The 9277-nt window shown below is 51.6% G+C and carries 10 protein-coding genes; 5 read left to right on the top strand and 5 right to left on the bottom strand.

From position 1 onward, the window contains the following. From ACTG33_RS14520 to ACTG33_RS14510, 3 genes are all read left to right on the top strand, one after another. Positions 1 to 297 (top strand): ELM1/GtrOC1 family putative glycosyltransferase (locus ACTG33_RS14520; RefSeq protein WP_439135941.1); only part of this gene is annotated, 297 nt, incomplete at its 5' end. Beyond that, entirely contained in the window at positions 294 to 1418 is a 1125-nt protein-coding gene (locus ACTG33_RS14515) for a glycosyltransferase (protein WP_439135940.1), read from the top strand. The genes ACTG33_RS14520 and ACTG33_RS14515, both read left to right, overlap by 4 nt. A gap of 11 nt (positions 1419 to 1429) precedes the next feature. Next, the gene (locus ACTG33_RS14510) at positions 1430 to 2443 is read left to right on the top strand and encodes an ELM1/GtrOC1 family putative glycosyltransferase (protein ID WP_439135939.1); all 1014 of its coding nucleotides are present in this window, start codon (positions 1430 to 1432) and stop codon (positions 2441 to 2443) included. Positions 2444 to 2481: 38 nt separating this feature from the next. Here ACTG33_RS14510 and ACTG33_RS14505 read toward each other — a convergent pair whose 3' ends face one another. The 5 genes from ACTG33_RS14505 to ACTG33_RS14485 form a co-directional block, all read right to left on the bottom strand. Next, positions 2482 to 3318, bottom strand: a complete 837-nt coding sequence (locus tag ACTG33_RS14505; protein WP_439135938.1) for a hypothetical protein — start codon at positions 3316 to 3318, stop codon at positions 2482 to 2484. Further along, positions 3318 to 4571, bottom strand: coding sequence for an O-antigen ligase family protein (locus ACTG33_RS14500; protein WP_439135937.1), 1254 nt, complete (start codon positions 4569 to 4571; stop codon positions 3318 to 3320). Before ACTG33_RS14500 ends, ACTG33_RS14505 begins: the two co-directional genes overlap by 1 nt. A 58-nt stretch (positions 4572 to 4629) precedes the next feature. Further along, positions 4630 to 5853, bottom strand: coding sequence for a glycosyltransferase (locus tag ACTG33_RS14495; RefSeq protein WP_439135936.1), 1224 nt, complete (start codon positions 5851 to 5853; stop codon positions 4630 to 4632). After that, on the bottom strand, positions 5853 to 6629 hold the full coding sequence (locus ACTG33_RS14490; protein WP_439135935.1) for a hypothetical protein: 777 nt from the start codon (positions 6627 to 6629) through the stop codon (positions 5853 to 5855). Before ACTG33_RS14490 ends, ACTG33_RS14495 begins: the two co-directional genes overlap by 1 nt. 128 nt (positions 6630 to 6757) lie before the next feature. Then, entirely contained in the window at positions 6758 to 7297 is a 540-nt protein-coding gene (locus ACTG33_RS14485; protein WP_439135934.1) for a DUF2058 domain-containing protein, read from the bottom strand. Positions 7298 to 7497: 200 nt separating this feature from the next. Between ACTG33_RS14485 and ACTG33_RS14480 the strand changes: the two genes are divergently transcribed. Together ACTG33_RS14480 and ACTG33_RS14475 are read left to right on the top strand one after the other, a co-directional pair. Next, a complete protein-coding gene (locus ACTG33_RS14480; protein ID WP_439135933.1) occupies positions 7498 to 8223 on the top strand; it encodes an ABC transporter permease in 726 nt (241 codons plus the stop codon). A 145-nt stretch (positions 8224 to 8368) separates the two neighbouring features. Further along, positions 8369 to 8983 carry a YceI family protein gene (locus ACTG33_RS14475; RefSeq protein WP_439135932.1) on the top strand — a complete coding sequence of 205 codons (615 nt, stop codon included), beginning with the start codon at positions 8369 to 8371 and terminating at the stop codon, positions 8981 to 8983. Positions 8984 to 9277: the final 294 nt, after the last annotated feature.

The raw sequence follows: 9277 nt of genomic DNA, 5'->3' as shown, positions 1-9277 counted from the left end.
AGTGCCTCCATGCTGGCTGAAGCCCTCAACAGTCGAGCACATCTAACTGTGCTGCCCCTGCCCAGCAAACGCCATAAAAACAAGCTTTTGTGGGCCGCGGAAAACCTGCAAAAACAAGGATTGGTTCAACTTTACGATGGCGACAGCCAGTCTTTTGCAGCAAGGCAGAATCAAGCCGTCATCAGCCTCGACGAACACTTTCGATGCGCTCGCCTTCTGCTGAACAACCTTTACGGCTCCGAGGATGCTGGCACCACAGCGAAAACATCTCGCGTAACGGAAACCGTTAGCGCATGAGATTGCAAACCATAGCTGCCGGGAACAGCGCTCAAATCACAACCCGTCACTCGCCTGCCAGACTCAAGGTGGCTCAGGTACTTGCAGGCGCTCCCTATGGCGGCGCCGAGAAGTTTTACCTGCGCCTTGCAGAAGCACTGACAAACCAATCCGGTATCAGTCAAAAAGCATTCACCCGGCATTCCCCTGAAAGAGAACAGAGCTTTGCACAAGCAGGTATTCCTGCCGAGTACTTCCGCTTTGGTCACTCGCTAAATTTACTCGACCGCCATCGTTATCAGAAAGCACTGGAAGAATTTTCTCCCGATGTCGTACTGACCTGGATGAACCGCGCCAGCGGACTCACACCTTCAGGACCTTATACGCTGGTGTGCCGCCTTGGGCATTACTACAACCTTAAATACTACCGTCACGCGGATTACTGGATCGGTATCACCAGAGGGATCTGTGATCACCTGATTCACGGCGGAATACCCGCAAGCAGAGTCTTCCACATCCCAAACTTTGCCGACGAAACCAAAGTCAGCCCTCTCCCCCGCAACAGTTTTAACACTCCAGAAGATGCTCCACTGTTACTGGCAGCAGGACGCCTGCACACCAACAAAGGTTTCGATGTATTGCTGGAGGCACTAAGCCGTGTTCCATCAGCCTACCTGTGGCTTGCCGGTGACGGCCCAGAGAAACAAAATCTGTTAAAGCAGGCCAGGCAACTCAAACTGACCGAACGTATCCGTTTTCTGGGCTGGCGTGCCGATGTGACCGCGCTGATGCGCACCGCAGATATTTTCGTTTGCCCCTCTCGCCATGAAGGTCTGGGCTCAATTGTTCTGGAAGCATGGGCACATCAATGCCCCATTGTCGCCACAAACAGCCAGGGACCTGGTGAATTAATCCGCGACCAGCAAGACGGTCTTTTGGTTCCGGTCGATGACAGCCAGGCTCTTGCCAAGCGCTTGAAGAGCCTGCTCACCGATGCCGCTCAACGACAGACTCTGGCTGCAACTGCCTATCAGCGTTATTACCATGAATTCAGTCGCAACATCATCAGCAATCAATACAGCGATTGCCTGCAGTCTCTGCCTAAATCAGCCTCCCCGCACCCTCAGCCAGCAAAACTCTAATAAGACGCCCTATGACCCAGATTCCATTGCGCATCACCATACTCCACGACTCGATCCCTGGGCACTTGAACCAATCCCGGGGACTGGCCAATATGATTGCCAGCCAGCACGATGCGATTATTCAGGAATGCACCGCTCAGCTAGAGTGGCCAGCATCCCGCAGCCTTCTGCGCCAGCTTTGTCAGTCGCCGATCCCCCTTGCCTCCAGCGCAGTTCTGAAAGCTTACGACCTGGAATACATGCCCTCCGATACCGATCTGCTGATTTCTTTCGGTGGCGATGTGGCACCTCTGAATGTCGCACTGGCAAAGCAGTTACACTGCCGCAACATCCTGATTGGCTCGTTACGAGGCATTAACCCAAGACACGCAACAGCTCACCTTTCGCTTAAGGGAGGAGCTCACGGCAATGCCATCGCTACTGGCATTGCTCCCACCACGATCACCCCAGAACGCTGTAACCATGAAGGCAGCAATCTAAAACAACGTCTGGGCAATGGGCGCTACTGGAGTTGCTTTATCGGTGGGAACGGCAGTGGTTATCAATATTTTGAGAATGATTGGCGCCAACTGGCAATCGGCCTTAATCAACTGGCCGAGCATCATGGTATTCAGTGGCTGGTTACCACGTCGCGAAGAACCGGAGCTGCGGCTGAAGATTTTTTGTTAAAACACCTGGATGTGGTTCACATCGCGCGAACCAACTTCTACAGCCTGACCGGCGAAGAGGACATCACGCCGATACTCGGCTGCAGTGAAAGAGTTTTTTGCACCGCCGACAGCCTCACAATGCTGAGCGAAGCCATCAGTAGCGGAAGGCCCACCACCGCCTTACAGCCCAAGAAATTTATCCCTCCGGCAAAACATCTCAATGCGGTCAATGGCTTTTGCGATGATAAGTACTTACAACTCGCCCGCATTTCCGATTTGGTGAAATGGCAACCTGATAGTGATGAATGTGGTCTGGACTATTCGAACTACCGCAATCGCATCATAGAACCCTTACAACAATGGGTCGCCTTTTAATATTCGCAATTAATGTGGCTCAATCTGACCTGCGAACGCTAGTTATCGTAAAACTTCACATCCGGCTTCAGATAATAGATATGCATCAGACTGCGCCTCTCACGACTGCCCTCAGGTAATGGCTCACGACCATGCCAACTCTTTGGCCCTACCACAAAGGCATAACCTGTATTCGGCATAAAAGGGAACGTTTTCTCATGAGTAAATTCTTGACGCTGCGCAAGGCCGAGCTTATTGAACTCACGATTCAAACGCCCCTTCCAATCTCGACGATAGAGAGAAGTGCCCAACTCTTTTTGTGAATCGTCGGCCGGCAGGTAAAACTGTGTTGTCACCAGTTTGGTGAACACATCCCGATGCGGCGATATTCGATAACCACTTTTATCGATAAACAAGCCACCTTTTGGCCACGCAGGTACTGTCTTCGCTTCTGATTTATCTATCTTCAAGCGCTGGCCAATCCCCACCGACAACTTGTGGAACAGCGCCTGACGCAACCTTTCATCGGCCATGGTTTTCTGAATGACGGACCAAAAGTGTTGCTCTTCTTCGTCCAGCTCATCTAATCGCTGTGGGTTAAACGGTAAAACCTGACGAGTACTGCTGCCATTCGCCAATAATGCTTCTTTATGATTCAGGTCTTTATAAAACTGACCGCGCGGCTGAAGAGACATCATTTTTTGGTAGACGTCTACAGGAAAAAAATCCGTAAAACACAGATGACAGAAAGGTTCTTCGTAATACTCTGCTCTTTCGATGGAGGCCAGGAGATAGCTGAGCAGCGTCTCATCGACACTAGAACCACTAGCCATGCCAGGGGCATCAATTCGCTGACTCTGCTTTTCAGATGCATTCATTATCGCCAGATTCGTCATCACATCACTCCCTGTTTACCGTTCTCTGTTATATTTTCAGCGTCGCCCCTCACACCCGGCATCAATGCTGCCAACCCCAAAGCCAGTAACCACCAAGTGATGTGCATCGCTTCAGACGCAAAAAAATCACGGTGTGTATTTAAGGGAAACCAGATCAGGAATACGGTAGCTAACAAGGGTAATGCCAATCGCTGGCGAGCATCACTCGCTGAAAACCACGCCCGAAATAAACGTATCACGGCATACAGAAGGCAGATCAACCCTAATGGCCCACTCACCAACCAGATATCCAAAACCATTTGGTGCGCATGAGGCTGAAACAGTAATCGCGGGGATCCACTCTGAACGGCCTCGCGGCTCAGAAATTCAAAGGCATTGACGCCATGCCCCCAAAATGGCGTTTCTGTAATGTGTTGCAGCGCAAACTGCCACAACAAAGGACGCTGGCCAAACGCAGTATTGATGGCCTCAAACGTCCAATGAGTGGGAAGGGTCGACTCCAACCGGGAAGAAAAACTGGCATCCAGCGCATAGACACTGCCAACCGTGATCAACGGAAGCAGCATCAATCCGGCATAGCGTTTGTTCTTCCGCCAATCCTGCTGCACAGTACGAAGCCTCCACACAGTCCAGATCGTCAACACCAAACAACAAACAATCCAGGAGGCTCGGGTATTCCCCAGGATCACCACCGCAATAACCAGAAGAAACAATGGCAACTGCGCCCAACCTATCCGCAGCCAGCTTAACGTGGGCAGTAACAGCAAGCCGCTGAGCATGCCGATGTACCAGCCAAACTTGTTCGGCTGAGTAAAAAAACCACCCAGACGCTGTGAACGGGGAACCCCAAACAGATCAACGCCATAGACTGCCTGCCACAATCCATCCAGACACCAGAACAGCAAGACACCGAACAAGGCATACTGTACCCACAGAATCAGCGAAAAGCGCCGAACCAACCAAATTGCCGCACTGCCCACCAACCATAGCGCCACACACATAACTGCCATCAGCGCGGTTTTTTCAGGGTCGATGGCTGTCGGCACAGCAAGCAACAGCGGAACACTGACAGACAAAGTGAAAATGCCTAACAAGCGAACCGCCGGATCCTGCAGCAACTCTCGACGACAGACACATAAAAGCCAGAAAGAAAACAACAGCAGGAACACACTGGGGATAAAGTAACTGCGACGGTAGACCAGCAAGCTGACAAACCCTGTAAGCAGAGCTGTCAGCAACAACCGTCCAACCACAGAAACCCATCTTGAACGCCCAACAAGGGACTCCGGTCCAGAATATCCCGTGAAACGGTTAACCATGAGGAGCCTGTTCCATTCGTAATGCACAACTCCTGCGAGTTTTGACAAGACTTTGCGAGATCGGTTGATCCAACAACTCTCGATACACTGCCAGAGTTTTTTCTACCTGGTTATCCAGTGTAAATTCATAAGCCAGCTCATGAACCCCCACCCCCTCTAACAGCCCCTTTGCCACTTCAGCCCACTGTTCCGGTTTATGCCCATCCACTAACCCCTGAGGGAAGCAGCGCTTGAGGACTTCTGCCGGCCCGCCCTGGTTGCGAGCCAATACCGGCACACCAGAAGCCAAAGCCTCAATCACGGTACGGCCAAAAGGTTCTGGAGATTGCGAGAGATTACACACCAGAGCAGAGGCACTGTAGAGCTCTTGCATGTCGGAACGTTTCCCCAATAGAGAGATGTGGTCACTCAAACCAAACACACGAATCGCCTGTCGCAACTCTTCCTGATAATCTTCCTTGTCCGGTTCAGCACCGCCAACGATGATGCCGTGACAATCTACGTTCATTCTTTTCAGCGCCGCCATCATTCCTAAAAATTCAATCTGTCCTTTCCAGCGAGTTAATCGTCCCGGCATCATCACCAGCCGCTTGCCTCGCAATTCAGGATGCTGACCGTAAAGGCGTTCAAACCATTCCGGTGATGGTTTGGAGGCTGATGAAAACTGATATCTATCTACGCCCCGATGAATCAATCGAATATGATTGGGGTCAACATTCGGGTAGGAATCGACAATATATTTGTGCACCGTTTGAGATATCGCAATCACGCGCTCCCCACGCCCCATAATGGCGCTGTAGGCATTGCGTGAATACAAACCGTGAAATGTGGTAACCAAACGTGGGCGCTGTGTGACGGGTAAACCGCGCCAGGCCAACCAAATCAGCCAGGCCGGCAAACGCGATCGTACATGAACCACATCCGGCGCAAGCTGAACCAGACAGCGGCGCAGACTTCGCACATGCCTTAAAGACCAGAGGGATTTCCGTGCAACCGGCATGGTAATGTGGACACTGCCCTCAGCTTCGAGCTGCTTCACCATGGGACCACCAGTGGACATCACCAAAGATTCGTGTCCCCGACACATCAGCTCCCGAGCCATGTCCACGGTACCGCGCTCTACCCCACCACTGTTCAATGCAGGCAACACCTGAAGCACCCGCATGGGTGCTTCTAGATCGCGGGATAAGACGTTATTGACTTCAACCATTTTCATCAGCCCCAGTTCTGAGAGACCCAAGCCACATTCAGACTCTCGTGTGGTTTGGGTCGACCTTCAAATACCGCAATGCGGCCACCTTCTTCCCACACACCTACTGGGCGCTCCTGCTTCAGCGCGAGCGTTTTGTCGCTGCCCCACTTATAGGAAAAACACCAGCCCTGTGGATAAGACGCCGTCCACTGCTGTTGCCAGATTTTTTCCGACAACCACTTCTGACTGCCTTTGTAACCCCCCAGGTGAGAGAGCTGACGACTGGATTGAATCCGTTTGCGGGCCTTGAGAGAAAAACGCTGACGCAGGAATGACCACTGACGCTTCAGTCGCTCCCAAGGGGAATGCTCTAACTGCTCTACAAATCGAAGAAATGCGTCCCATACGGCAACCAGACGTGCATCGCCCGCCTGCCAACGCACGACAGAGGTATTAAATTCTTCACGGACAAAATCTTTTATGCTGCAAAATGCTTTTTCGGGAGCGTACTCGAAGAGGCAATCGATGGACTCAGCAATAACAATGTCCAGATCGAGAAACAGACATTCGCCCCTCAGTGGAAATTCGGGGCTGAACAACCACATTTTGTTCCACCAGCCATTCAGCCCGCGCTCAGGCAATGGAATGATATGAATGCCGGAGCTCAATCCCTGGGGATTATCGGTAATGCAGTAAAAACGGTGCTCGTCGGACAGATGGCGCCGAACCATTGCCTCGAGGCGATTGACGTAATCGGGGGAGTATTTATCTCCCCACTTCAGGCAAACCACTTGGCGCATACAGACTCATGATCTCATCCATAGATAGCGCCAGTGTATTAAGAGCGCATGACATGCGCATGACAGTTCCGATTAGGGAGTTTGAGATCCAGAAAGCGACTGGATAAAAAAGTTACCAGATGAAAGAGCTACCACATCAGATCGTCAGGGATCTGATAATCGGCGTAGGGATCATCTTCTTCGGTCTGAGCTTCTTGAGCGGTACTCAGGGCAATCACGACAGATTCATCCCGCTCCGCAATTTTCTCAGCCACCGGAAAGGGAACCAACTCATACCCTTCACCCAGTTTGACGATGATTAGTCGACCGCGGATTAATAAATTCTGCACCGATTCCGATACATAAATTTTCTTAATCTGTTTGCCGTCGGTGAAATTGTAGGCAATGTCACCGCCGCCTTTTGACTGAGCATTGAGCGTTATCAGCTGCTTAATCTGAGCCACAATCGCTTTGCGATCTGCCTCTGCCTTGCGCTGAGCATTCAGTTCACGATCCCGGGCTACCTTTTCTTCTTTAGCTTTTTGAGCCTGTAACTTGGTCTCGTCCACAGCGGCCGTTCTGGACTTATGCTGGATCTTCGTCGCCTTACGCTTATCTTTCTGAGTTTGCTTGGCCTTCTTGGCATCCACTAAACCTGCTTTCATTAATTGATCTTGCAATGAACTCATGGGGCTTTCCTGTAGGTCTTGCTGGTCCTGATACCCTAACAGGCTAAACTGGCCTGACAGGTCTTCCTCAGGCCGTGCTCCTGAGAGATACTTCTAGTGATCTGAACAGTAGCTCAGACCAGTGCCATTTTATCAATAAAACTTCGGTCGTATAGACTGCTTTGCGAACTAAATAGAGCCTAAATACAGAAAGGAAGATTATGACGACAATCAGCTGGTGGAACCTGCTGTGGTGCCTGTTACCCATCGCCATGGTCTGCGGCCTGTATGTAAGGTGGCACAGTAACCCTAAGGATGTTCTGGTTTCCAGTGCCCGCATGGTCATTCAGCTAATTGGTGTGGGCTACTTACTGGTCTTTCTGTTCAACACTCCATCACCCTGGATCAGTTTGGGGGTGATTTCTGTCATGCTTTCGGCAGCGTCCTGGATTGCCGTCCGCCCCGTCAAAGGACTTGCCGGATACCTTCCCGCTGCGGCATTAGGGCTGTTTGTCTCGGTTGCCCTGCACCTGTTTCTGTCCCTGAAAATGGTTTTGGGCGTCGAACACTGGTACACACCCAACGTTCTGATTCCTCTGGCCGGCATGTATTTCGCCAGTACCATGAACGCCATCAGTCTCTGTGCGGAACGCTATCATACGGAAATCGGTCAAAATCAGAGCATTCATCAGGCACGCTTTACCGCCTTTAATACCGCGATGATTCCCCAGATCAACAGTTTGCTCGCCGTCGGGCTGGTTGCCCTGCCGGGCATGATGACTGGACAGATTCTCTCCGGTGTTTCGCCTCTGATTGCCGTGCGCTATCAGATCATGATCATGGCCATGCTGCTGGGATCCAGCGGTTTGGGTATTGCGGTATTTTTGCTTTGGATGGCTCGTCAGCACACCAGTTCTTCGCCCGCAGCGAAAAAGACAGCGGACTAAACAAAACGTAACACAGCAACAACCAGGCTTCATTCACACAACACCCTGCTTGGTTTATATTACACCTCTATGACACGGCTTTTCGCCTCAGCGGAGGCCACCACGGCTAAGAAGCCACCTTTACGAATAAGACAGGAAGGACACAATGACTTTTTTCCCGCAAGCAGTACGCACCGCGCACACCCTGAAGACCGCTCTGGTCGCCTCGTCCCTACTGGCTTTCTCCAGCATTGGTCACGCTGACTGGTCACTGAATAATGAACAGTCAGAACTGAACTTTATTTCTGTTAAAAAATCCGCCATCGCCGAAATTCACACTTTTGAAAGCGTCTCTGGCACGTTATCCGACAGCGGAGAAGTGAATCTGAGCATTGATCTGTCCAGCGTCGACACCAATATTGAAATCCGCGATCAACGCCTGCTAAAAGTTCTGTCCGACGCAGGCGCTTTCCCCACGGCTGAGCTCTCCGGAACTGTAGACACCTCCGCGGCCAAAGCGCTAAAAGCTGGTGAAACCCTGACTCAGGAGCTGTCGCTGACGCTCAGCCTCCACGGCCAAAGCCACACCGTGCCGGCTTCCGTCAAAGTGACCGCCCTGACCGGAGGCAAACTTCAAGTATCGACCCTGCAACCGGTTATTCTCAACGCCACTGACTTTCAGCTGGTTGAAGGGGTTAACGAGCTGAAGAAGCTTGCCGGTCTGCCTTCCATCAGCCTGGCGGTTCCGGTAACAGCAGAATTGGTTTTTGACGCCAAATAATCCAGCCACCCTCATCGCGTCCCCCAGAATAGCCTTTCCCGGCTATTCTGCCCCTCTCGGCTGTCGCGGGAGGGCATCTCCAGCCAGTTGATGTATCATAACCACCATACAAACACGACTGAGCATCGGCCCATAAGATGGCCGATCTGCTTCGAGAGAACCTATTTCTGCGAGAATTTATGACGAAACTCACCCATTTGGACAGCCAGGGTCACGCCCATATGGTCGACGTTGGCGAAAAAGACGACAGCCAGCGTCAAGCGACAGCTGAAGCCTTTGTCACCATGACTCCGG

This window comes from Pseudomaricurvus sp. (genome assembly GCF_965662505.1).
Taxonomy (GTDB): Bacteria; Pseudomonadota; Gammaproteobacteria; order Pseudomonadales; family Cellvibrionaceae; genus Pseudomaricurvus.
Note: the sequence above shows the minus strand (reverse complement) of the source record. Positions and strands in the feature narration are given on the sequence as shown.

What these genes read in the sequence shown, in the direction of transcription:
- ACTG33_RS14515 (WP_439135940.1), top strand. Translation starts at nt 294, where the DNA reads ATGAGATTGCAAACCATAGCTGCCGGGAACAGCGCTCAAATCACAACC.
- ACTG33_RS14510 (WP_439135939.1), top strand. Translation starts at nt 1,430, where the DNA reads ATGACCCAGATTCCATTGCGCATCACCATACTCCACGACTCGATCCCT.
- ACTG33_RS14505 (WP_439135938.1), bottom strand. Translation starts at nt 3,318, where the DNA reads ATGACGAATCTGGCGATAATGAATGCATCTGAAAAGCAGAGTCAGCGA.
- ACTG33_RS14495 (WP_439135936.1), bottom strand. Translation starts at nt 5,853, where the DNA reads ATGAAAATGGTTGAAGTCAATAACGTCTTATCCCGCGATCTAGAAGCA.
- ACTG33_RS14490 (WP_439135935.1), bottom strand. Translation starts at nt 6,629, where the DNA reads ATGCGCCAAGTGGTTTGCCTGAAGTGGGGAGATAAATACTCCCCCGAT.
- ACTG33_RS14485 (WP_439135934.1), bottom strand. Translation starts at nt 7,297, where the DNA reads ATGAGTTCATTGCAAGATCAATTAATGAAAGCAGGTTTAGTGGATGCC.
- ACTG33_RS14480 (WP_439135933.1), top strand. Translation starts at nt 7,498, where the DNA reads ATGACGACAATCAGCTGGTGGAACCTGCTGTGGTGCCTGTTACCCATC.
- ACTG33_RS14475 (WP_439135932.1), top strand. Translation starts at nt 8,369, where the DNA reads ATGACTTTTTTCCCGCAAGCAGTACGCACCGCGCACACCCTGAAGACC.